The sequence below is a fragment of the Cryobacterium sp. PH29-G1 genome (assembly GCF_030063365.1).
In the GTDB taxonomy this organism is placed as follows: domain Bacteria; phylum Actinomycetota; class Actinomycetes; order Actinomycetales; family Microbacteriaceae; genus Cryobacterium.
This window is the reverse complement of sequence record NZ_JASISY010000002.1, coordinates 304,174-325,442: the sequence shown is the minus strand read 5'-3', so window position 1 is coordinate 325,442 and position 21,269 is coordinate 304,174. Positions and strand designations below refer to the sequence as shown.

At 65.3% G+C, this 21,269-nt stretch carries 19 protein-coding genes; 15 read left to right on the top strand and 4 right to left on the bottom strand.

Translation table 11 applies throughout. The annotated features are described in order from the left end of the window. Positions 1–3: 3 nt before the first annotated feature. Together QMK22_RS03955 and hemW are read left to right on the top strand one after the other, a co-directional pair. Positions 4–654 (top strand): DUF1990 domain-containing protein, encoded by a 651-nt coding sequence (locus QMK22_RS03955; RefSeq protein ID WP_283496323.1) that lies wholly within the window; start codon positions 4–6, stop codon positions 652–654. A gap of 52 nt (positions 655–706) precedes the next feature. Next, positions 707–1,930 carry a radical SAM family heme chaperone HemW gene (hemW, locus tag QMK22_RS03950; RefSeq protein ID WP_283496322.1) on the top strand — a complete coding sequence of 408 codons (1,224 nt, stop codon included), beginning with the start codon at positions 707–709 and terminating at the stop codon, positions 1,928–1,930. Between the two features lie 18 nt (positions 1,931–1,948). On the opposite strand, the gene QMK22_RS03945 is transcribed toward hemW, so the two are convergent. Together QMK22_RS03945 and QMK22_RS03940 are read right to left on the bottom strand one after the other, a co-directional pair. Beyond that, a complete protein-coding gene (locus QMK22_RS03945) occupies positions 1,949–2,320 on the bottom strand; it encodes a DUF4870 domain-containing protein (RefSeq protein ID WP_283496321.1) in 372 nt (123 codons plus the stop codon). An 87-nt stretch (positions 2,321–2,407) separates the two neighbouring features. Next, on the bottom strand, positions 2,408–2,962 hold the full coding sequence (locus tag QMK22_RS03940) for a DUF4870 domain-containing protein (protein WP_283496320.1): 555 nt from the start codon (positions 2,960–2,962) through the stop codon (positions 2,408–2,410). 252 nt (positions 2,963–3,214) lie between these two features. On the opposite strand from QMK22_RS03940, the gene hrcA reads away from it, so the two are divergent. The 8 genes from hrcA to era all read left to right on the top strand — a co-directional run bounded on the left by hrcA (position 3,215) and on the right by era (position 10,345). Continuing rightward, positions 3,215–4,234 carry a heat-inducible transcriptional repressor HrcA gene (gene hrcA / locus QMK22_RS03935; RefSeq protein WP_283496319.1) on the top strand — a complete coding sequence of 340 codons (1,020 nt, stop codon included), beginning with the start codon at positions 3,215–3,217 and terminating at the stop codon, positions 4,232–4,234. Positions 4,235–4,312: 78 nt separating this feature from the next. Continuing rightward, on the top strand, positions 4,313–5,419 hold the full coding sequence (gene dnaJ, locus QMK22_RS03930; protein ID WP_283496318.1) for a molecular chaperone DnaJ: 1,107 nt from the start codon (positions 4,313–4,315) through the stop codon (positions 5,417–5,419). A 1-nt stretch (position 5,420) separates the two neighbouring features. Next, positions 5,421–6,161, top strand: a complete 741-nt coding sequence (locus tag QMK22_RS03925; protein WP_283496317.1) for a 16S rRNA (uracil(1498)-N(3))-methyltransferase — start codon at positions 5,421–5,423, stop codon at positions 6,159–6,161. Between the two features lie 19 nt (positions 6,162–6,180). Further along, positions 6,181–6,558 (top strand): HIT domain-containing protein, encoded by a 378-nt coding sequence (locus QMK22_RS03920; RefSeq protein WP_283496316.1) that lies wholly within the window; start codon positions 6,181–6,183, stop codon positions 6,556–6,558. Further along, on the top strand, positions 6,545–7,633 hold the full coding sequence (locus tag QMK22_RS03915; RefSeq protein ID WP_502856986.1) for a PhoH family protein: 1,089 nt from the start codon (positions 6,545–6,547) through the stop codon (positions 7,631–7,633). Before QMK22_RS03920 ends, QMK22_RS03915 begins: the two co-directional genes overlap by 14 nt. Next, positions 7,630–8,094, top strand: a complete 465-nt coding sequence (gene ybeY, locus QMK22_RS03910; protein ID WP_283496315.1) for an rRNA maturation RNase YbeY — start codon at positions 7,630–7,632, stop codon at positions 8,092–8,094. The genes QMK22_RS03915 and ybeY overlap by 4 nt, the downstream gene beginning before the upstream one ends. Next, positions 8,094–9,431, top strand: a complete 1,338-nt coding sequence (locus QMK22_RS03905) for a hemolysin family protein (RefSeq protein WP_283496314.1) — start codon at positions 8,094–8,096, stop codon at positions 9,429–9,431. The genes ybeY and QMK22_RS03905 overlap by 1 nt, the downstream gene beginning before the upstream one ends. Further along, positions 9,428–10,345 (top strand): GTPase Era, encoded by a 918-nt coding sequence (gene era, locus QMK22_RS03900; protein ID WP_283496313.1) that lies wholly within the window; start codon positions 9,428–9,430, stop codon positions 10,343–10,345. Before QMK22_RS03905 ends, era begins: the two co-directional genes overlap by 4 nt. 272 nt (positions 10,346–10,617) lie before the next feature. Here the strand turns inward: era and QMK22_RS03895 are convergent, their stop codons facing one another. Continuing rightward, positions 10,618–12,030, bottom strand: a complete 1,413-nt coding sequence (locus QMK22_RS03895; RefSeq protein ID WP_349360540.1) for an HNH endonuclease signature motif containing protein — start codon at positions 12,028–12,030, stop codon at positions 10,618–10,620. Between the two features lie 47 nt (positions 12,031–12,077). Then, entirely contained in the window at positions 12,078–12,275 is a 198-nt protein-coding gene (locus tag QMK22_RS03890; RefSeq protein ID WP_283496311.1) for a hypothetical protein, read from the bottom strand. Positions 12,276–12,632: 357 nt separating this feature from the next. On the opposite strand from QMK22_RS03890, the gene QMK22_RS03885 reads away from it, so the two are divergent. The 5 genes from QMK22_RS03885 (at position 12,633) to QMK22_RS03865 (ending at position 21,229) form a co-directional block, all read left to right on the top strand. Then, positions 12,633–13,109, top strand: coding sequence for a DUF2975 domain-containing protein (locus tag QMK22_RS03885; protein ID WP_283496310.1), 477 nt, complete (start codon positions 12,633–12,635; stop codon positions 13,107–13,109). Next, positions 13,109–13,357: a helix-turn-helix domain-containing protein gene (locus QMK22_RS03880; protein WP_283496309.1), complete on the top strand. Its 249-nt coding sequence runs from the start codon at positions 13,109–13,111 to the stop codon at positions 13,355–13,357. Before QMK22_RS03885 ends, QMK22_RS03880 begins: the two co-directional genes overlap by 1 nt. Then, positions 13,354–17,130 carry an SCO7613 C-terminal domain-containing membrane protein gene (locus tag QMK22_RS03875; RefSeq protein ID WP_283496308.1) on the top strand — a complete coding sequence of 1,259 codons (3,777 nt, stop codon included), beginning with the start codon at positions 13,354–13,356 and terminating at the stop codon, positions 17,128–17,130. Before QMK22_RS03880 ends, QMK22_RS03875 begins: the two co-directional genes overlap by 4 nt. A 197-nt stretch (positions 17,131–17,327) precedes the next feature. Then, complete coding sequence (locus tag QMK22_RS03870; protein ID WP_283496307.1) at positions 17,328–18,653, top strand: alpha/beta hydrolase; 1,326 nt, start codon at positions 17,328–17,330, stop codon at positions 18,651–18,653. Then, complete coding sequence (locus QMK22_RS03865) at positions 18,650–21,229, top strand: DUF2156 domain-containing protein (protein WP_283496306.1); 2,580 nt, start codon at positions 18,650–18,652, stop codon at positions 21,227–21,229. Before QMK22_RS03870 ends, QMK22_RS03865 begins: the two co-directional genes overlap by 4 nt. Positions 21,230–21,269: the final 40 nt, after the last annotated feature.

The window sequence follows — 21,269 nt, the reverse complement described above, 5'->3', positions numbered from 1 at the left end:
CGGATGCGCAGGGCCACCTTCACCGACGCCGCCGTGAGCTATGCGGCCATCGGCGGCACGCTCGCTCCCGACCTGATGAGCTATCCGCCCAAGGGGTACCGCCCGATGGAGCAGAGCGTTAAGCTCGGCAGCTCCGCCGAGCGATTTGAAGCCGCAACCAAACTGCTCATGACCTGGGGAATTCAGCGTGGCAGCGGCATGGAGGTCACCGACCTGGAAAACGGCACGGGCGTGCAGTACACGCCGGTGACGTTTGAGCCGGATGGCACACCCGCCGTCGGCCAGCAGCATCCAGTTAACGAAGCGACTTTCGCCGAAGACGGCACGCCGTACATCGCCAACGGCATGACAGCGACGCTGAAGACGAAGGTCTGGATATTCTCCGTGACCGCGCCGGTACGGGTTGTGTATGTGATCGACGAGGTGGCGCGCATCGGATTCGCCTACGGGACCATGGCCGGTCACCCGGAAAGCGGCGAGGAATCTTTCATCGTGGAACACCGCGATGACGACTCGGTTTGGCTGACCATCCGCTCGTTCTCGCGAGCCAGCACCTGGTACTACCGTCTGGCTTGGCCGGTACTGCGTTTTCAACAGGCACGATTCACAAAGCTGTACCTGCGGGCGCTGCACCCCGCCGGTGTCATCAAGTAGCGGCACCATCCGCCAATATTCAACAACTTTTCTACGTACTGGAGCACTACCCATGGCCGGACCCCACCCCGTCGGCGATCCAGCACCCGACGACGGCCTCCTGCCCGCCTCGGCGGCCGTTGATGCCGAGATGCGCGATTTCGGCGTCTACCTGCACGTGCCGTTCTGCCGGGTGCGTTGCGGTTATTGCGACTTCAACACCTACACCGCCACCGAACTGCGCGGCGTAAAACAGAGCGACTATGCCAGCCAGGCCGTGCTCGAGGTGCAGGCGGCCGGCCGCATCCTGACCGCATCGGGCGTGCCGGAACGCCCGGTATCTACGGTGTTCTTCGGGGGAGGAACACCAACGCTATTGCCAGTGACCGACCTGACCCGCATGCTCGGTGCCGTACGTGATCAGTGGGGCCTGGCCGCCGGCGCCGAAGTGACGACCGAGGCGAACCCGGACTCGGTTGATGCCGCATACCTGGGCGCACTCGCCGAGGCCGGTTTCACCCGGGTGTCGTTCGGCATGCAGTCCGCGGTACCGCACGTGCTGGCGACGCTCGAACGCACCCACGACCCCGAGCGGGTGCCGCTCGTCGTGGAGTGGGCGCGCGCCGCCGGGCTCGACGTGAGCCTCGACCTCATCTACGGCACGCCGGGGGAGTCGCTGGCCGATTGGCGAGCGAGCCTGGAGCAAGCGCTCAGCCTGCATCCGGACCACCTGAGTGCGTATTCGCTCATCGTTGAAGACGGCACCAAGCTGGCCCGGCAGATTCGCCGTGGCGAGATCGCGCCGACCGACGATGACCAACAGGCTGACTTCTATGAGTTGGCCGACGAACTCCTCGCCGCCGCCGGGTACGACTGGTACGAGGTGAGCAATTGGGCCACGAGCGACGACCACCGGTCGCGCCACAACCTCGCGTACTGGACCGGCCAGGACTGGTGGGGCGTCGGACCCGGCGCGCACAGCCATGTCGGCGGTGTGCGCTGGTGGAATGTGAAGCATCCGGCCGCGTATGCCGAACGGATGCTCGGCGCTCTCTCGCCGGCCGCCGGCCGAGAAACGCTCGACGCTCCCACCCGCGAACTCGAACGCATTCTGCTGCAGAGCCGCATCCGCACCGGCATCCCGGTGGCCTCGCTGTCGTCGGCCGGCCGCGTCGAGGTCGCCGGGCTCATCGCCGATGAGCTCATCGACGCAAAAGCCGCCCTGGCCGGATCGGTTGAACTGACCCTGCGCGGACGGCTTCTGGCCGACGCCGTCGTGCGACGGCTGAGCGACTAGCGCCCGAGTGCCGAGCGCCTAGCTAACGAACTTGATGGTGAGCGGGTAGCTGTAGCCCTCGCCGCGATTGGCAGCCAACGCCGCCATAATCATGAAGATCAGGGCAACGATAATCAACGGTGCATACAGAATGCTGCCGAAGCCGAGCGTGACGACGGTGATGGGCACCAGAACGGCCCCGTAGATATAGATCGAGATCTGAAAGTTCAACGCGGTCGCGGTGTGGGCGCGAATAAACGGGCCACGATCCCGAAGCGCGAGGTAGCCGATCAGCGCCGGCAGAAAGCTGAAGATGATGCCGCCGACATGGATCAGCGTCGCCCACAATTTCTCGTCGGCCGGGCTCATCGGGTTGGGCGGTGTCGACTGGTACGGGTTCTGCTCTGACATGGGGGCTCCAGGTTCACGGCCGGCCGCTGGCACAGCGGTGCCAGCGGCTCCCAGCCTAATCGTCAGCGGCCAAATCCCACCAGCTGACTATTTGATGAGGCGCAGCGCGAACGGGTAGCGGTAACCTCGGCCGTCTTTGGCACTGAGAAAGCCCATGATCGACAAGATCACGCCGGCCACCCACAGCAGCCATGCCAGACCAATGAGCAGTCCGCCGATTCCGAAGGTAACGATAGCGAGGATTGACGCGGCCACGTTGATGGCCACGTAACCGATCAGCAGGGTGATCTGAAAGTTCAGCGCTTCCTTCGTTTCGGTGTTGGTGAAACGACCGCGATCCTTGAAAACCAACCAAATGATCAAAGCGGGCAGAAAGCTGAGAATGCCGCCGAGGTGCGCGAAAGAGGCCCACTGCCGATCGTCGGCTTCGGAGAGGGGCGCCGCAACCACCGGGTTGGCGTAGGGGGTTCCGGGGGGTGGCCCTCCTGCCTGACCGCCGGGTTGCCCGACCGGTGGCCCAGCGGGTTGCCCGATCGGTGGGCCGGCCTGTTGCCCCGCGCCGGGCTGGCCGACATTCGGTTCCCGGGAGGTCGGTTCACCGTAGCTCGGATCACGGGGAGGTTGTGCCTGCGGATCGCTCATGATTGTTCCTTTCGCTAAACGCGGGGAAGCATGTGAACACTATTAAACGCTTTCTCGGGCAGACAAGCAATGGGCGTTCCCAGCCGGTCGCGGTAGGATTGGCAGTCAGTGGATGCGAGTGCCAATGACGTCCCGTCAAATCCGCGGTCCCGCGTGCCTGTCTGCGCGCCCGGTGGCGGCATCCGCTCACCCAGGTAATTCAACCGAGCAATTCAACCCAGGCAGAACCGGAAAATGAGGAAGGCGGGTGTTATGGTCTCCGACCGTGGACTTGATGTGTTGCGCGTCATTGTGCAGGACTACGTCGCCTCCCGCGAACCTGTGGGTTCCAAATCGATCGTTGATCGGCACTCGTTCGGCGTCTCCGCGGCCACCATTCGCAACGATATGGCCCTGCTCGAAGAAGAAGAGCTGATTGCGGCCCCGCACACCTCCTCGGGACGTATCCCGACCGACAAGGGCTACCGTGTCTTCGTCGACCACCTCGCCGACCTGCGCCCGCTCACCCCGGCCCAGCGTCAGGCGATCGAAACATTCCTGGGCCATTCTGCCGACCTCGACGAAGTGCTCGTGCGCAGCGTGCGGCTGCTCTCGCAGCTGACTCATCAGGTCGCGCTCGTGCAATACCCGTCGTTGTCACGCGCCAAGGTGCGGCACATCGAGTTCGTTCCGCTGTCCGAGACCCGCATCCTGTCGGTTCTGATCACCGATTCCGGGGGAGTGGAACAGCGGGTGATTGACCTGCCGCGGGTGCTCGACGAGCAAACGCTCGGCGAGGTGCGCGCCCGACTGAACGTGGCGGTCGTGGGACTGGGCATGGCCGAAGCGAGCGCGGCCCTCGCCACGAGCGTATGGCCGGGCGCGCCGGCTCTGCAGCCGATCGTCGATCTCATCACGAGCACCCTCGCCGACCAGGTCGGCGCCAACCGCCAGGACAAGCTCGTCATGGCGGGCGCGGCGAACCTGGTGCGCACCGAAGACGATTTTTCCGGCAGTATCTACCCGGTGCTCGAAGCCATCGAAGAGCAGGTGGTGCTGCTGCGCCTGTTCGGCGAGATGGAGACCGACCAACACGGCGTCTCGGTCAGCATCGGCCGCGAGAACGCGGCGTTCGGCCTGCCCGAGGCGAGCGTTCTGACCAGCGGCTACACCGCCAACGGTAATCTGGCCCGCCTCGGCGTGCTCGGACCGACCCGCATGGACTATTCCAACAACATGGCGGCCGTGCGTGCCGTCGCTCGCTACCTGTCCCGCCTGCTCGGCGAGACCTAGATTTTTCGCCGTCCGCGGCATGACCACAATTTCGAACAACCATCAGAACAACCATTAGAACAATGAGGAGAGCCACCTTTGGCTGACCACTACGAAGCCCTCGGCGTTGGCCGTGACGCGACCACCGACGAAATCAAGAAGGCGTACCGTCGCCTCGCCCGCGAACTGCACCCCGATGTGAACCCCGGCGCCGAGGCGTCGGAACGGTTCAAAACCATTACCCACGCTTACGACGTGCTGAGCGATGCGAAGCAGCGCCAGAAGTACGACCAGGGCGGCGGCCAGAACGGCGGCTTTGACGGGCAGAACTTCGGTAACTTCGGTGATATATTTGAGACTTTCTTCGGCGGTGGCGGCGGTGGCAGCCGCGGCCCGCGCTCACGCCGCGAACGCGGTCAAGACGCTCTGATTCGAGTCGAACTCGACCTCGACGAGGTCATTTTCGGCACGCACCGCGACCTCGAGGTCGACACCGCGATTGTCTGCGACACCTGCAAAGGATCCTGCTGCGCCCCCGGCACATCACCGATCACCTGCGACATCTGCCACGGCAGTGGCAGCATCCAGCGCCCCGTGCGGTCCCTGCTCGGCAATGTGATGACGTCGAGCCCCTGCGGTTCCTGCCGCGGCTACGGCACTATCATCGCGACCCCGTGCATGACCTGCTCTGGCCAGGGCCGGGTACGCGCCCGCCGCACGGTTCCGGTTGACATCCCGGCCGGAGTCGACACCGGCTTGCGCCTGCAGATGCCCGGCAGCGGAGAAGCCGGACCGGCAGCCGGCCCCAACGGCGACCTGTACCTCGAGATGAAGGTGCGCCATCACGACGTGTTCAGCCGGGACGGTGACGACCTCATGTGCTCGCTCGACGTGCCAATGACCAGTGCCATTCTCGGCACGAGCGTCACCGTGAAGGCCCTCGACGGTGACATCGAGGTGGAGATTCGCCCGGGCGCGCAGAGCGCCGAGGTGCTCACCATCAAAGACCGCGGCATCACCAAGCTGCGCGGCAGCGGCCGGGGCGACCTCAAGATCGGTATTCACGTGGTCACGCCGAGCAAGCTCGACCACAAGGAACGCGACCTGATCGAGCAGTTCGCTGCCCGTTATGCGGCTCCAGCGCCCAGCTTGAGTGAATACCAGCAGGGATTGTTCGCCAAGCTGCGCGACCGGTTCCGCGGCTGAGATGGCACATTTTTACCTGCAGGAAACGCTCCGGGCGGATAACTGCCGCCCGGGGCAGGTCGTGACCATTGACGGCGCTGAGGCGCGTCACGCGGTCACGGTCAGTCGGGTCCGCCCCGGGGACCGGCTCCGCGTGGGTAATGGAGCCGGGCTGCTCCTGGAAGGTACGGTGCTGACCGCGGAGGCCGCGGTGTTAACCCTGCGCGTGGATGACGCGAGCGAGAGCGCGCCGGCGACGCCACGCATCCGCTTGGTGCAGGCCCTCGCCAAGGGCGACCGGGACGAGCTTGCCATTCAGGCAGCCACCGAACTCGGCGTCGACGGCGTCATTCCCTGGGCTGCCGCCCGCTCCATCACCAAGTGGGAGGGGCCCAAAATAGCCAAGGGTCACGAACGCTGGAGCAACATTGTGCGTGAGGCCAGCAAGCAGTCGATCCGCGCTTGGTTGCCGAGCGTCGCGCCGCTCACGAGCACCAAACAGCTGGCTGTTCTAGCCGCGACGACACGGATGCTGCTGCTCGACCCCACCGCGACCGGTCGCCTCACCGAGGTGGCCGTACCCACCGACGACCGGGACATTCTGCTCGTCGTCGGTCCCGAGGGCGGTATCTCGCCGGCCGAACTGCTCCTGCTTGAAACGGCCGGAGCCAGCCAGGTGCGCCTGGGCGACACCGTACTGCGCACGTCGACGGCCGGACCGGCCGCCCTTGCAATCCTCAATGCAACACTCGGCCGCTGGTAGCGCCGCTTAAGATAGAGGTATGTCTTCCACCAGCGCCCAGCCGACCATTTTCAGCCGCATCATCGCGCGTGAGATTCCGGCGACGATCGTGGCCGAGACCGAAAACATCATCGCGTTCCTCGATATCGCTCCCAAAGCTCCGGTGCACGTCGTCGTCACCACGAAAGACCAGCAGTACCGTAACGTCGTTGAGCTCGCTGCCGGCAACCCGGCCCTGCTCGCCGAATTGGTCGCGGTCGCCGAGCAGATTGCCGTGGAGCGCACCAACGGGCAGTTCCGCCTCGTGTTCAACACCGGGGCCGCTGCCGGCCAGACCGTGTTCCACGTGCACGCCCACGTCATGGGCAGCCCGGAGCCGGCCGACGTACTGGGGGAGGACTCCCTTGGCGCCCTCTAAATCCGACAGCTCCGGCGCCAGCTCGAACGCTGAACTGCGCTTCACCGTCGACGGCGTCGCGATGGTGCGCCTGCTCGGTCCCGAGGACCGCTACCTCAGCGCCATCGAAGGCGCCTACCCGAACGTCGACGTGCACGTGCGCGGCAACGATGTCACCCTCATCGGCGCGGCCGACGACGTGGCGGCGGTGGGGCGCCTGATCGAAGAATTGCAGCTGGCCCTGCGCACCGGGCACGATCTGGGCGAGACCGAGGTCGCCACGGCGGCGCGGATGCTCGCCGCTGACAGTTCGGTGAGCCCCTCCGCCCAGCTCGGCGCGCCCATTCTGACGGCACGGGGCAAGAGTATTCGCGCCAAATCAATCGGTCAGAAGCAGTACGTCGACGCGATCGACGACAACACCGTCGTCTTTGGTATCGGCCCGGCCGGCACCGGAAAGACCTACCTGGCCATGGCGAAGGCGGTTCGTGCCCTGCAGAACAAAGAGGTCGAGCGCATCATCCTGACCCGTCCGGCCGTTGAAGCCGGGGAACGGCTCGGCTTTCTGCCCGGCACCCTCACCGACAAGATCGACCCCTACCTGCGGCCGCTCTACGACGCACTCGGGGAGATGCTCGACCCCGAGCTGATCCCCAAACTGCTCGCCGCGGGCACCATCGAGGTCGCACCACTCGCCTATATGCGCGGGCGCACCCTCAACGCGAGCTTCGTCGTGCTCGACGAAGCACAGAACACCACGCCGGAACAAATGAAGATGTTTTTGACGCGTCTCGGCTTCGGCTCGAAGATGGTCATCACCGGCGACGTCACCCAGATCGATCTGCCGGTCGGCACCAGTGGCCTCAAACTGGTCACCCGCGTGCTGGACGGGATCGACGACATCCACTTCGCCTATTTGAGCAGTGCCGACGTTGTGCGGCACTCGCTCGTTGGCCGCATCGTCGATGCCTATACCGAGTACGACGCGCAGAAACAGGCCCTCCGACAGGAGAGCGCCGAAGCCCGAGATTTTGCCACCCGTGGCCCCCAACGCGGCATGACGCCGGGCCGCACCCCGAAACGGAGTTCCAGTTGAGCATCGAAATCAACAACGAGTCGACCATTCCGGTCGATGAGGCCACCATTCTGCGCCTCGCTGCATTCGCGCTCGACACCATGCACGTGCACGCTGACGCCGAACTGGCCATCGTGCTCGTCGACGAGGGTGCCATGGAGCAGCTGCACGTGCAGTGGATGGACGAGCCCGGTCCCACCGACGTGCTCAGCTTTCCGATGGACGAGCTGCGCCCCGGCACCGAAGACCAGGAGACCCCGCCGGGCCTGCTCGGCGATATTGTGCTCTGCCCGCAGGTCGCCAAGGAGCAGGCTGAGACCGCCGGTCACAGCACCCTCGACGAACTACTGCTGCTCACCACCCACGGCGTGCTGCACCTGCTCGGTTTCGATCATGCCGAACCGGCCGAAGAGAAAGAAATGTTCGGCATTCAGCGCGACATTCTCGTTGGCTTTGCCATGCAGGAACGACAACGCCACTGATGCTCATCGTGTGGTTCATTTATGCGGCGGTCATCCTCGTGGTGTTTGCCGGGCTCATGGCCGCCGTCGACGCCGCAATCACGACCCAGTCCCGGGCCGATATCGCGAGCCTGGTGGCCAGTCATCGCGCCAAACGGTCACTGCAGGCCATCGCCGACGATACCGGCGCGCACCTGAACGCGATCAACTTCATTCGTATTACCGCTGAGACGACGGCCGCCGTGCTGGTGACCCTGGTGTTCGCCACCACGATCGATGCGCTGTGGTTGGCCTTGCTGCTGTCGTCACTGATCATGACTTCGGTGTCGTTCGTGCTGGTCGGCGCCAGCCCGCGCAGCGTCGGCCGTGCCCACCCCATCAATCTGCTCTCTGCGACGGCGCTGCTGGTGCACTTCGCCCGGGTGTTGCTCGGCCCGATCGCGAACGCCCTCGTGGCCCTGGGCAACCGGGTTACTCCCGGGCGTACCAAGCTCGCCACCTTCACCTCCGAGGACCAGCTCCTGAGCATGGTGGACGAGGCGACCGAGCTCGACGTGATCGAAGAAGAAGACCGGGAACTCATCCACTCCATCTTCGAATTCAGCGAGACGGTCGTGCGCGAGGTCATGATTCCGCGCACCGACATGATCACCATCGACGCCGATGCGAGCATCGACGCGGCCATGGGCCTCTTCCTGAGCAGTGGCACCTCGCGTGTTCCCGTGGTCGACGGTGAGGTCGATGACGTCGCGGGAATTTTGTACCTGCGTGACGTGGCTCGGCTGGTCTTTGAACGCCCGATCAATGCCCTCCAACTCACCGTGGCCGATCTGGCCCGACCGGCCGTTTTCGTGCCCGAGTCGAAAAAGGCTGACGACATGCTGCGACAAATGCAGCTCGAGTCCAACCACCTGGCCATGGTCGTTGACGAGTATGGCGGAATCGCCGGACTGGTCACCCTCGAAGACCTGATCGAGGAACTCGTCGGCGATATTTCCGACGAGTATGACCGCGACGTGGTGGAGTTCGAAGACCTCGGCGATGGACATTTTCGCGTGAGCGCCCGCCTCCCGGTTGATGAACTCGGTGAGCTGTTCGATCTCGAACTCGACGACGATGACGTCGACTCGGTGGGTGGCCTGCTGGCCAAAGCCCTCGGACGGCTGCCGGTGCCGGGGTCGGTCGTGTCCGTGAGCGGATTGAACCTCACCGCCGAACGTACCGAAGGCCGCCGCAAGCGCATCAGCACGGTGTTGGTGGAGCGCGATGAAGCTTTGATTGATGCGCAGACCGCATTCCTCACCGTACCGAGTAGTAGCACGAGCACAGCGTCAGATGATGAAGGAGAACGGTCATGACCGTAGCAGCAGAGCCCCACCCCGCAGGGTACCGAGCGGGATTCGTCTCGTTCGTGGGACGCCCCAACGTGGGCAAGTCCACCCTGACGAACGCACTGGTGGGCGAGAAAGTTGCGATCACCTCGTCGAAGCCGCAAACCACCCGCCGCGCCATTCGCGGCATTGTGCACCAGAAGAACGGCCAGCTCATCCTGGTCGACACCCCCGGCATCCACCGCCCGCGCACCCTCCTCGGCGAGCGACTCAACAGCCTGGTCACCGCCACCTTGGCCGGCGTCGACGTGATCGGCCTGTGCATTCCGGCCAACGAACCGATCGGCCCGGGGGATAAGTTCATCAACGAGCAGTTGGATGCCTTCCCTCGCGCCAAGAAGGTCGCCATCGTCACCAAGATTGACGCGTCCTCGAAAACCAACGTTGCCAATCAGCTGCTCGCGGTGTCGCAACTGCGCGATTGGGAGGCGATCGTGCCGATTTCCTCAACCAGTCGCATCCAGCTCGACACGCTGGCCACCCAGCTGCTGCGGCTGCTGCCGCACGCGGATGCGCCGCTCTACCCGGCCGACGCGGTCACCGATGAGACGCTCGAATCGCGCATCTCGGAGTACATCCGCGAGGCGGCACTTGAAGGCGTCACCGATGAACTTCCGCACTCCATCGCCGTGACGATCGACGACATCATCGAGCGTGACGACCAGGAACTTGTCGAGATCTACGCCAACCTGTTCGTGGAACGAGACAGCCAAAAGGGCATCATCATCGGTAAGTCGGGTAGCCGGCTGAAGGATGTCGGTACCCGTGCGCGCAAGCAGATCGAACCGCTTGTTGGCAAGCGCGTGTTCTTGTCGCTGCGGGTGAAGATCGCCAAGGAATGGCAGCGCGACCCGAAGCAGCTCGGCCGCCTCGGCTTCTAGCGGCTCTGGTTTCGATAGTCGTCGCGCGGGCGACCCGGTTTCGGGCTTCCCCAACCCGCCGGTCGAGCTTGTCGAGACCGCCATCCCAGGACGCGCAGCTGTCTGCGGTGCCAGCCACGGCGGCGGGCACCGCAGCTGCTCAGTTTCGATAGTCGTCGTTCGAATATCCCGGATTCCGGTCGCCCCTCGTTCGTTGGTCGAGCCCGTCGAGACCGCCATCCCGTAGCGGGTGGATGTCTCGGTGCCGGGCGCGGAGCGGGAAACCCGACGACCTAGTTTCGGTCATCGTCGTGGGGACGACCCGGCATCTGATCCGGCATGAGCGCACTCTTGTTGGTGAGGGCGATCAACTCCTGCTCGGGATCGATCTCAATCGGGGGTTTCAACCAATACCGGCCGTCGCGGAGATGGATCTTCCAGTGTCGGTTGTGCAGCAACAGGTGATGAAAAGCACACAGTAATATGCCGAGATCTACGTCGGAAAGTCCGTGATCAGACCACTTGTCGATGTGGTGCGCTTCTGCCCAGGATGGTGGTTGATCGCAGCCGGGCCAGCGGCATCCGCCGTCACGCGCTGCGAGTGCCCGACGCTGCTCGCGGTTGAAAAGCCGTTGTTCTCGCCCGATGTTGAGGGGTTGCCCGGACTGGCTGAACAGGATTCCGAGGTAGCCGGTGTCGCAGAGTTGCCGATCGATCGTGCCGGCAGATACCGGGGCCGGGTTGCCCTCGAGGTATCCGAAGATTGATTTGGCGCTTCCGCCTTCTTCCGTGCCAGCTGTCGTGCCGACCCTGGGGTCGGGGTCGGGGTCGGAAATGGTGGTGGGGCGGTCGTGTTCGGTGACGATGATCTGCACGACAGGGCGGCGCCCGCCGAACATTGTGTTCGGGTCGGCGTCGGCGCCGAGTTTGAGTAGTTGGGTGAAGGAGTCCGCGGCGATCTGGGCGAGGGTGCGGGGGTCGTCTTTCACGCTCTGCGCCCACGCGGCTCGTTCCTGGTCGACGAACCGTACCCCACCGCGCCGCGGACTGGTCAGCGCGTCATAGGTCGCCAGCCACAGTTCGCCCTGCTCCGGTGCCAACAGGGCGTGTAAGGTCACCATGCCGTCCGCCCGCCGCCACAACGACCAGGTCGTGTCGTCGCGCGCCTGCTTCTCCCGCGCCGCAATACCCGCAGCGTCCAGGGCGTCCCGCGACCGCCGAGCCCGCTTATATGCCTGCTCGGAATTCATCCCGGGCACCTCCGCCAACAGCACCCGCAGCGCGGCAGCGAGCTTCTCGGCCGTGATCGCCTGATCCAGCGTACCCAGCCCGCGCAGAACGGCGTCACCGACACCGGGCGAGAAGGTGCCGTCGGCGACGGCATGCACGATCGGCGCCTGCCACGGCACCACCACTGGTCCGACCGAGGCTACGGGCACGACCGGTGGCAGCGGGCGGGGGACGGCCACCGGCAGTGGCGGAAGATCTGGGTGCAGCGCGGCCCAGACGGCGGCCCGCTCCGCCTCCCGCTCCGCTTCGCGTTCTGCTTCGGCGGCGAAGTCGGCGGCAGCCTGCGCTGCCCGCTCAGCCGCTCGAACGGCATCGGCCGCCTGCCGTTCAGCGGTGTCAGTGTCGCCCATCAAAACACCGACGGCCAGCAGCCGACCCGCCTCCACGCGGCTGAGACCGGTGGCGTCTTGCACCATCAGCGTGGGGTTGCCAAATCCGAAGCGCGCCGCCAACCCGGACTGACCTAACTCCGGGCGGGACCGCTCGGCGATCGTGCCGCCAGCAACGCTGCGACCGTGTTGCTCAGTCGGAGCAGATCGGCGATCGGGGCACGAGCAGCGAGCACCTCTGCATCCGACAGGCTGCCGAACGCTGCGCTGGACCCACCGAGCGCGGCGACGGAGGCCGCCACTCGAGTGAGCTCCATCGCTAAGTTGTTCATGATTCAACCCAACACCCGACCACCGACATTCCTGAGGAATAATCAGGGATACAAGCACTAAAACGTCGAAATCAGTCAAAGAAACCGTAAGAAATGTTTTTTTGGGACTGTCCGATCGCGGGCGAGGGCCGCGCCGGAAATTCCCGCACCGCTCTACTGCAGGAAAATCGGCACTGCCGATGGCGCCCAGGTGGATCGGGCCAGCCGCGGTCCGGGACGATCGAAGAGACGATGAAGGCGGTCATGACCCGGCTGATTCGGTCGGGAGCGAGGACACGTTCGTACAGTCGTATTGTCCGAAGAAACGTGTGTATATTGTTTATCGATAGAATGACACCGATAAACGATAGGATTTTCATGCATCGCACGGCGATCGTCACACTGAAAACGCTCATTCTGGCACTGATAGCACTGTTGCTGGTGTGCCAGGTGTTCGTGGTTCCCGCGGTCGCTCAGCAGATGGTCGACAGATCTCCCCAACTCGGCTACCTCCAGCTGCCGGGCATCATAGTCACAGTGGGGTTCCTGCTCTGCGTGCAGGTCGCGCTCGTCTGCGTCTGGCGACTGCTGTCTCTGGTGCGGGCATCCATCATCTTCAGCGAAACGGCGTTCACCTACGTCAATATCGTCCTCGGCCTGGTCGCTTTGGCGACACTCCTCATCGTCGGATCGTTCATCACCCTGGCGATCGCGGGAGTTGCATCGCCTTCGGTAACCATCCTGTGCTGGCTCGGGATCGTCGTCGGATCCGGACTCGCCTTGCTGGTCGTTGTCATGCGCGGGCTCCTCCGTCAGGCTTCCCAACTCGAACGCGATCTGGCGGAAGTGGTCTGATGCCGATCGTGATCAACCTCGACGTCGAACTCGCCAAGAAGAAGATGTCGGTCGCGGATTTCGCCGCAGCGATCGACATCACGCCGGCCAACGTATCCGTGCTCAAGAACGGTCGGGCGAAGGCCGTGCGATTCTCCACTCTGGACGCGATCTGCCGCGTGCTGGAATGCCAGCCCGGCGACATCTTCATGTGGGTGCCAGAAGACGAGACCGCCACGGAGGCCAAGTCCACATTGACGGGGGCATGAGCGTGCCGCGAGCAGAGCAATCCTGGAACGACGTCGCGATCCGCCGTCTGCTCGACCGGCAGTCGTGCCCCGTCTGCGCGGTCGCCCGGCCCGACAGCCCCTGCCGCAATTGCGGCGCCGAACTCGTCGGTGTCCTGGCAGCCGAACTCTGGTCTGCCTCGGAGGCGGCCGCCGCGGCGCTCGTAGCCCGACAGGAGGCACTCGTTCGAGTGTCGCATCCGTCCCCAACGATCGAATCCGAATCCGAATCCGAATCCAGCGCCGTGGCACCGACACCGATACGCCAGCGCGCACCCGCGCAGCCTGGTGCCGACGCTGCCCCCGCCACGGTCGCGCCGCGGTCCAGCGCGACGGTGCAGTCAGTGCTGGCAGTCGCCGGTGCTGGATTGTTCGCGGTCTCGGCAATCGTCTTCACCTTCTTCAATCCCGACCTCACCGATCGCGCACTGCGCAGTGTGATCGTCGGCCTGATCACCATCCTCTTTCTCGGCGGGGCCTGGTTTCTGGCTCACCGCACGCTGCACTTCTCGGCGGAAGCCGTCGGTGGCCTGGGGATGGTTTTCGTTGCCCTTGACGTGTACGCGTTCGCGGAACTCGTGCCGACGGGAGTCAGCCCGTGGGTGTTCGCCGCCACCGGAACACTGATCAGCGGCGCCGCAATGGTCATGGCGTCGACGCTCGCACGCATCCGTAGCTGGCTCTGGATCTCGGTCGCAGCGCTCACCCTGGTTCCCGCGATGCTGGGCTACGCGGGCGCAACCACTCTCTCGGCAACCCTCGGGCACCTCGGAGTTGCTTTCGCCGCGCTCGCCCTGATCGCGACGATACCGGGTCTGGCCCAGCGGTTTGATGCGCGCCTGTCGGCTGAGCGGATGACGATTGCCACGATCCAGATCGTCGCCACCGGCATCGTGCTGATCCAGATCTGGTTCATCGAGTTGACCAGCACGACCCAGTACTGGCTGACGATCACCGCCGTGCTGACCGCCATCGCGGCGCTGGCCCTGCTTGCGACGCGGCAGCTCGCCCGAAACTTGTGGAGCGCCGCGACCGGTGCTGCCGCGATGGCCGCCGCCGTCTGCTTGCCGTTCGCGCTCGACCTTGGGGCGCACGGTATGGGCGACTGGTATCAGGCCATCACCCCTGCGGCGGGCGCCGGTGCACTGCTCGCGCTGCAGGTGTTCGCACCGCGAGCGCGCACCCTCAGGCGGAGAGCCTTTTTGAGCGGCGCATTCGCGCTGGCCGGGGTGAGCGTGCTCTCGCCCGTTCTCTTCGCCATGCTGATCGGGGCGGTCACCGTGCTCACCGCACTCACCGGCTCCGACAGCGGGGCGATCGGTCTTCTGTCTCCTGCTGGTGTTCTTGCCGTCGTGCTCGGCCTGGGCGCCATGTCGACCGGGCTCGGAGCATTCTCGGTATTGACCAGGCGCCGCGATACCGCCAGAACGGATGCTTCCCCGCACGATTCCCGAAGACTGGCCGCGTGGACCGGCTCGATTGCGATCTGGCTCGCCGCCCTCGCCGGGCTGGTATTTGCCTGCCAGCCCGGTTTGCCCGTGTGGTCGCGCATCGCGATCGCCCTGAGCCTGGCCGTGGCAGCGAGCCTGGCGCTCGTCGCTGTTCCGCGTCTCCGGAACGCCGCCCTGAAGATGCGCCTACCCCTCGTGCTGGGCGCCCACTTCGCGGTGCTGCTGGCCACGGTCTGCTCACTGGTCGATGACGTCGTCACCGTCTGGGCGGGCCTGGTGATCGTCGGAACCCTCGTTGTCATTGCGCGAACCGTGCCGACCCAGGCGCGATTCCTGCACGTCGGTGCGGGCTACGCCTATGCACTGTTCGTCTTCGCGACGGCGCTCGACCTGTTGGGCGTGGGCACCATTGCGCTGCTCTGCCTCACCACATCGCTCGGCTCGATCGGCGCCATCGTCGCAACGTTCCTCCGACGGGTGGCGCCCCGGGCCTGGTGCGCGATTCTGGTCGTGACGGCGGTGCCGTTCATGATCGGCGTCACTCAGGTGCTCTTCGAGCGCAGCGGCTGGAGCGCCCTGTCGACGGCCTTCATCTTCCTCCTGGCGCTCACCCTCCTTATTACCCGGCGCGCCGGCCTGGGCATCGTGCTGCGTGTGATCGCTGCGGGTCTTCTCGTTCCCTCACTCGCTGTCGTGGTGATCTGCCTCGGCGCGCAGGTTCTCCTCGGCAGCGCCTCTCCGGTGACGCTGCCAATTATCGCCGTCATTGTCGCCATCGTGCTCCCCAGCACCGGCCTGATCGGTTCGCTACTGGGCAAACGGGGGATCGGCACGCGGGATGCGACGGCTGCTCGGAACGCGATCGAAGCCACCACACTGCTCACCGCGGTGATCGCCGTCGAGCTGGCGCTCGTGCGCATCGCTGCAGGGCTGCCGACCACCTTCATCGTTCTGGTCGTTCTCGGGCTCGGCGCCGCAGCTACGTCGTTCTGGGCGAACCGTCGCTACGGGTGGTGGGTCGCCGGTGTCGCATTCACCGGTGCGCTGTGGTGCCTGTGGGCCATCGCCGGAATGAGCACGCTCGAGCCCTACCTGCTGCCACCCAGCCTGGCCGCCGCAGTCGTCGGCATGATCCTCACGGCACGCGGTTCCCGCGCCGTGTCGCTGTATTCGGCGGGCCTCGTCGTGGCCGTCGCACCCCTCCTCATGGTTCTGGCGGTATCCGGCACGGGAGCCGCCGCGCTGGCGCCGTGGCGTGGCTATGGCCTCGTTGTCGCTGCCTGGCTCCTCCTCGGCCTCGGCATACGGCTCGGCCGGGGTGCATCCGCACGTGCTGTACGACTGCGAGTACTTCAGGTGCCGACCCTGGGCATCGCGATTGCTGCCGGTGCGGCCGGAATGATCCAGGGTGTGCGATTCGGTCTCAGCGCCGACCCGATCCTGACCGGAGGAGTGCCGCTTGTTCTGCTCAGCTTCGGAATCGGCCTGGCCGGCGCGCTGCCTGCAGCCCTTGGCGCGCGGGCCATCCGTTCGAACGCCCCGGAAGGGTCATGGTTGGCCGGCACCCGCTGGTTGTATGCGCCCCCGGCGGTATATGCCGCGGTCGCCACCTGGCCATCGATTGAGCGCGATTGGTTCACGATCTGGATCATGTGGTCCCTGATGCTCGCCTACCTCGTGATCGTCGTCGTCATCGCCTGGCGGCTGCGGAGCGGCCCGAGCAGCCTGCCACCAGTATGGTTCGTCTTCGCAATTGCGTTCGTCACCGCGATCGTGGCCTGGAGTCCACGAGATTTGCGGGTCGAGTGGTTCTCACTACCGTTGGGCATCTTCCTGATTGCGGCCGGCGCCGCCGTCATGAGTAGTGCGCGAGCGCAGATTACGCGCCTGCACCCAGAGCGTGGCAGCAGGCGCGATGGCACCGTCAACAGCTGGCCGGCGGGCTGGAGCGGCTCGTGGCCTCTGCTCGCCCCCGGCATCGTGACCGTGCTGGCGGCATCGATTGCGGCGACCTTCACCGACCCCCAGACCTGGCGGGCGATACTCGTGATCATCATTGCACTGGTCGCCATCCTGATCGGCTCGAGTCTCAAGCTCGCAGCCCCTTTCCTCATCGGCATCGTCGCGCTTCCGCTCGAGAACGTTTTGGTGTTTCTGGTGCAGATCGGCCGGGGGATCGAGTCGATGCCGTGGTGGATCACCCTGGCCGTCGTCGGCGCCGTACTCCTCATCATCGCCGTCACCTATGAGCGGCGAGCGGGCGAAGAGAACAGCATCACCGACCGCCTGCGAGACCTGCGCTAGGAGCGGGTCGGCCTGAGCGTGCAGACGAGCGTGGCAAACGAGCGTGGAAGCGTCCGTCCGGAAACTCGAGGGCATCCGCTCTTCGTCTGGGTGCGGGCCGTTAACGAGCCATGACTTAGCCGAATGCGGGCTGCAAAAATCCAGCACCACCCGCCCGCGAGCGGGTGGTGGTGCCAGAGTGAGTCCGGAGGCTTTGGATGCACTCGGTATTGTCGGCTTTCAGCCCACTCGATGTCGACCTTGTCAGCGTTCCGGTTCTCACAATCCTCTACGCGGTCACCGGCCTCGTGCTCTTGTTCGTGCTACTCGGTCCTGCCGAGCTGCGTCGTGCCATCATCACGGTGGTCGGTGCGATGGTCGGTGCGGCATCTGGCTGGGTCCTGGCCTGGTTGGTCAGTGATGTTTGGGATCCGTGGGGTGTTTCGCTGTCCGTCGGAACCCGGCTCTGGAGCGCCGCCCTCGGTGCCAGCGTTGCGATTGTGCTCCTGAACCTGAGCGGCCATCTTCGGTGGCGGCGGCTGGTCGCGATCTGTGCTCTGCCGTTGTGTGTGCTCAGCGCTGCCGCCGGGATCAACGCCGACATCGGGCAATTCCCGACCCTGCGCGTGGCTTTCGGCCTGGGCAACTACCCGCCACTCGACCAAGCAGTCGCGAGCATGACGGGAGACGCGCGGGCGACCAGCACTGCGGCCGGTCCGGCTTCGGCCGAGGGTATCGTCGGCACGGTCACCATTCCGGCGACGGTTTCGGGATTCGCGGCGCGTTCCGCCCTCGTCTATCTGCCGCCCGCAGCGATGGGCCCGAATCCACCCGCTCTGCCCGTGGTGGAGATGCTCTCGGGCCAGCCCGGCAGCCCGAGCGACGTGTTCACGGCGGGTGGCCTGGCGGGCATCCTCGACGCCTATGCGCACGCGCATTCCGGACTTGCCCCTATCGTGGTTGTACCCGACCAACTCGGTGCTCCCGCGAAAAATCCGATGTGCGTGGATTCTCCGCTCGGCAATTCGGCCAGCTACCTCACGATCGATGTCCCCGCCTGGATCCGCAGCAACCTGCACGTAACCGCCCAGCCGGCCGGTTGGACCATTGCCGGATTCTCTCAGGGCGGCACCTGTTCGATTCAGCTCGGCGCCGCGCATCCCGAGCTGTACGGTACGATTTTGGACATCTCAGGGGAGCTCGTTCCCAGCAACGGAAGCGAGGCGCACACGGTGACAGCCGGATTCGGCGGCGACGCTGCCGCTTACGCGGCAGCAGCACCGACCGCCATTCTCGCGGCACACGCTCCGTACTCCAATCTGGCGGCGATTTTCGTTGTCGGCGACGGCGACCAGCGTTTTCTGCCGGGGGTGCACACGATTGCGGATGCTGCCGCCCGGGCCGGCGTCGACACCCGCCTCATCCTTTCCCCCGGGACAGCCCACGACTGGCACACCGTCGATTACGCCTGGACCACCGCCCTGCCCATCATCGCCGCTCGCACCAACCTGCTCGCGCCCTCGGTCGTGGCGTTGACGCGGTGACCGGAAACCGGGCCGCGCACGAGAAGGGGCCAGACATCGAGCCGGTGTCGGGTTCGACCGCTGACGGTCCCGACCCAACTCCAGCCCCCCGGCATTCCGCCCGAAGAACGCTGTACCGCCTGGCCGCGCAACGCCCCTGGGCCGTGGCCTACGCCGTGATCCTGCTCGGTGTGGCCCTGGTCAGCGGGGTGGTGTCTGGACCGTCGCACGACATCCGTCTTCTCTTCGGTACCGGCTTTGCGTCGGTCATCGACCGGGGCCACTGGTGGTCTCCGCTCACCTCGGTGTTCTTTGTGGACAACGGCGCGGAATTGCTGCTGGCTCTGGCCGGCACGGTGATCGTGCTGGGCTTCGCCGAACGGCTCATGGGTACCCGCCGTACCGCGATCGCCTTTCTGACGACGGCCGTTCTCGGTGCCGCCATCGGTCTCGGTGTGCAATATCTGGGCGTTGCGAGTGGGGAAATGTGGTCTCGGGGTGTCAGCGAGTTGTGGGCGATCGACCCCTTCACCCCCATCTTCGGCACTGCCATGGCGGCGAGCTACTTTGCCGGGCCGCTCTGGCGTCGACGCATCCGCGTGCTCGGGCTCTCGACGGTGCTCGTGCTCGTGCTGTACTCCGGCCAGCCCTCCGATCTCTACCGCCTCCTTGCCGTGCTGGTGGGGCTCGGCCTCGGCTGGCTCTTTCGCCCAACCCTGAGGGTGACTTCATGGCGACGTAGTTCCGATCACGAAACTCGCACCCTGGTGGCCGCCATTGTGGGCATGGTGGCGGTCGGCCCGGTCGTCACCATTTTCTCCGGCGCCCGATTCGGCCTGCTCGCCCCGCTCGGTTTGCTGCTCACCCAGGATGTTCCCACGGCTGGTGAGGTGGTCGACCGTTGTCTGCTCGGCGATGTGACCCGACAGTGCGTGCAGGAACTCACCCTCGAACGCATCGGTGGGGCTGGCCCGGTACTGGTGAGCCTGCTACCGCTGCTTACGCTCGTCGTTGCCATCTTCGGCCTCGCCCGTGGTCGACGATTCGCCGCGTGGCTCGCCATCACGATCAACACCGGGCTGGCCCTTCTCGCCGGTTGGTATTACGGATTGTTGCCTATCTCCGGACAGGCCTACGTCTTGCAGTGGCCGAATGGGCGGTACTGGGAGATCGCCGTCGTTCTGGTGGTCTCGGTGCTCGTGCCGCTCATTGTGGCCCTCGTGATTCTCGCGAATTTGCGCCACTTCCCGGTGCCGTCCCGCCCCGGCCAGCGGCGGCGCTTTCTGCTGGTCACCGGTGGCAGTTTTACCGCCCTCGCGGCGTTTTACATCGGTGTCGGTTGGATGTTGCGCGGCCATTTTCAACCGGCGGTCACCGTGCTCGATCTACTCGCGGATGTTCCCGAGCGGTTTATTCCGGTGGGTTTTCTGCGTCTGGAACGGGTGTCTTTTCTTCCGACCGATCCGATCTCCACCGCGCTGTACGACGGGGTCGGTGCCGCTTTCTGGATCGTCGTGTTCGTCGGCGCGATCGTGTGTCTCGGGAGCACCTCCCTCGGTTCGACAGCCGACGCGCCGGGTCGACTGCGCACACTGCTGTCCGCCCACGGCGGCGGATCGCTCGGGTTCATGACGACCTGGACCGGCAATTCCCTCTGGTTCACAGCGAACGGCCACAGCGCCGTCGCCTACCGGGTTGTTCGCGGCATTGCCATTACAACGTCGGAACCGGTCGGGCCACCCGCTGAGGGTGCCGACGCCGTCGCATCCTTCGCCCGCATGTGCGACGACCACGGCTGGGTGCCGGTGTTCTACAGCGTGCATGAGAATTGGCGACCCGCCTTCACCGCGATGGGCTGGCACACCACGCAGGTGGGGGAGGAGACACTGCTGAGGCCGAGCAGCTGGAGTACTACCGGAAAGAAGTGGCAGGACATCCGGTCCTCGATCAATCGTGCGGAGCGTGCCGGTGTGCGGGCGGTCTGGACTACCTACCGGGCACTGCCGCTGTCGATGACGGCCCAAATCACAGAAATCTCCGAGCAGTGGGTTCAGGAAAAGGCCCTGCCCGAGCTGGGGTTCACCCTCGGCGGCCTCGACGAACTGCGCGACCCCGCCGTGCGGCTCATGATCGCCGTGGACAGCGCCGAGCACGTGCACGCCGTGACCAGCTGGCTGCCCACCTACAGAGACGGCGAGATTGTCGGCTGGACCCTGGACTTCATGCGGCGTCGGCCGGACAGCATCAATGGCGTGATGGAATTTCTCATCGCGCAAACGGCCCAACGGATGCAACAGAGTGCGCAGATTGAGTTCCTCAGCCTGTCGATAGCGCCGCTCGCCCCGGCCGCCGGACCGCGGCAGGGCGGAATCGCCGACCGGCTGCTGGAGTATCTCGGTCGTACGCTCGAACCGGTCTACGGGTTTCGGTCGCTGCTGCTGTTCAAACGCAAGTTCCAGCCCGAGTTCTCCCCGGTTTTCATGGCGTTCCCCGACCCGATCGCCCTGCCCGAAATCGGGCTCGCGCTGGCGCGGGCCTACCTGCCGAGTCTGTCGATGCGGGAGGTCGTGACCTTGATGCGCGGACTCGGCCAATAGCATCCGCCACGCAGCTGCGCTCGTAATGCGTGCCGCCATC

What these genes read in the sequence shown, in the direction of transcription:
- QMK22_RS03955 (WP_283496323.1), top strand. Translation starts at nt 4, where the DNA reads ATGCGCAGGGCCACCTTCACCGACGCCGCCGTGAGCTATGCGGCCATC.
- hemW (WP_283496322.1), top strand. Translation starts at nt 707, where the DNA reads ATGGCCGGACCCCACCCCGTCGGCGATCCAGCACCCGACGACGGCCTC.
- QMK22_RS03945 (WP_283496321.1), bottom strand. Translation starts at nt 2,320, where the DNA reads ATGTCAGAGCAGAACCCGTACCAGTCGACACCGCCCAACCCGATGAGC.
- QMK22_RS03940 (WP_283496320.1), bottom strand. Translation starts at nt 2,962, where the DNA reads ATGAGCGATCCGCAGGCACAACCTCCCCGTGATCCGAGCTACGGTGAA.
- hrcA (WP_283496319.1), top strand. Translation starts at nt 3,215, where the DNA reads ATGGTCTCCGACCGTGGACTTGATGTGTTGCGCGTCATTGTGCAGGAC.
- QMK22_RS03925 (WP_283496317.1), top strand. Translation starts at nt 5,421, where the DNA reads ATGGCACATTTTTACCTGCAGGAAACGCTCCGGGCGGATAACTGCCGC.
- QMK22_RS03920 (WP_283496316.1), top strand. Translation starts at nt 6,181, where the DNA reads ATGTCTTCCACCAGCGCCCAGCCGACCATTTTCAGCCGCATCATCGCG.
- QMK22_RS03905 (WP_283496314.1), top strand. Translation starts at nt 8,094, where the DNA reads ATGCTCATCGTGTGGTTCATTTATGCGGCGGTCATCCTCGTGGTGTTT.
- era (WP_283496313.1), top strand. Translation starts at nt 9,428, where the DNA reads ATGACCGTAGCAGCAGAGCCCCACCCCGCAGGGTACCGAGCGGGATTC.
- QMK22_RS03895 (WP_349360540.1), bottom strand. Translation starts at nt 12,030, where the DNA reads ATGGTGCAAGACGCCACCGGTCTCAGCCGCGTGGAGGCGGGTCGGCTG.
- QMK22_RS03890 (WP_283496311.1), bottom strand. Translation starts at nt 12,275, where the DNA reads ATGAACAACTTAGCGATGGAGCTCACTCGAGTGGCGGCCTCCGTCGCC.
- QMK22_RS03885 (WP_283496310.1), top strand. Translation starts at nt 12,633, where the DNA reads ATGCATCGCACGGCGATCGTCACACTGAAAACGCTCATTCTGGCACTG.
- QMK22_RS03880 (WP_283496309.1), top strand. Translation starts at nt 13,109, where the DNA reads ATGCCGATCGTGATCAACCTCGACGTCGAACTCGCCAAGAAGAAGATG.
- QMK22_RS03875 (WP_283496308.1), top strand. Translation starts at nt 13,354, where the DNA reads ATGAGCGTGCCGCGAGCAGAGCAATCCTGGAACGACGTCGCGATCCGC.
- QMK22_RS03870 (WP_283496307.1), top strand. Translation starts at nt 17,328, where the DNA reads ATGCACTCGGTATTGTCGGCTTTCAGCCCACTCGATGTCGACCTTGTC.